Source organism: Pseudoflavonifractor capillosus (assembly GCF_016899775.1).
Classification (GTDB): domain Bacteria; phylum Bacillota; class Clostridia; order Oscillospirales; family Oscillospiraceae; genus Lawsonibacter.
This window is the reverse complement of the sequence record NZ_JACJJE010000150.1, coordinates 1-611: the sequence shown is the minus strand read 5'-3', so window position 1 is coordinate 611 and position 611 is coordinate 1. Positions and strand designations below refer to the sequence as shown.

General features: G+C 67.9%; 1 protein-coding gene. It reads left to right on the top strand.

The window, feature by feature from the left end:
- On the top strand, positions 1 to 611 hold a 611-nt coding region (locus H6B31_RS16750), incomplete at both ends, for a VanW family protein (RefSeq protein WP_204899534.1).

The following is a 611-nucleotide window of genomic DNA, read 5'->3' as shown; positions in this document are numbered from 1 at the left end:
GACCTCCAGGTGGGGGGCGCCCTCACCAACGCCACCTATGCCATGGAGGGAGATAAGCTCCTGCTCACCAAGGGGGTCACCGGAGTGACCATCGACCGGGAGGCGGCCGAGCCCATGGTGATGGCCGCCATGACCGAGGCGGTGTCCGACGCGATGCAGGGCGGCTCCGCCGCGGTGGAGCCGGTGGTGCTCCCCGCCCACGAGACCACCCCCCAGGAGCCCGACTTTGACGCTATGTATCAGGAGCTCCACGCCGAGGCCAAGAGCGCCGAGATCGACCCGGAGACCCTGGAGGTCAGCGACCACGTGGTAGGGGTCGACTTTGACGTGAACCAGGCCAAAACCCTGTTTGACGCGGCGGCGGAGGGGGAGACCGTGGAGATCCCCCTGACCATCACCCAGCCCGAGGAGACCAAGGAGGGCCTGGAGGGAAAGCTGTTCCGGGACCTGCTGGGGGAGGGCACCAGCCGGGTGGGCGGCTCCGCCAACCGGAAGAGCAACGTGAAGCTGTCCGCCCAGGCCTGCAACGGTGTGGTGCTCATGCCCGGGGAGGTCTTCTCCTATAACAACACCACCGGCAGCCGCACCGCCGACAAGGGCTATCTGGGGGC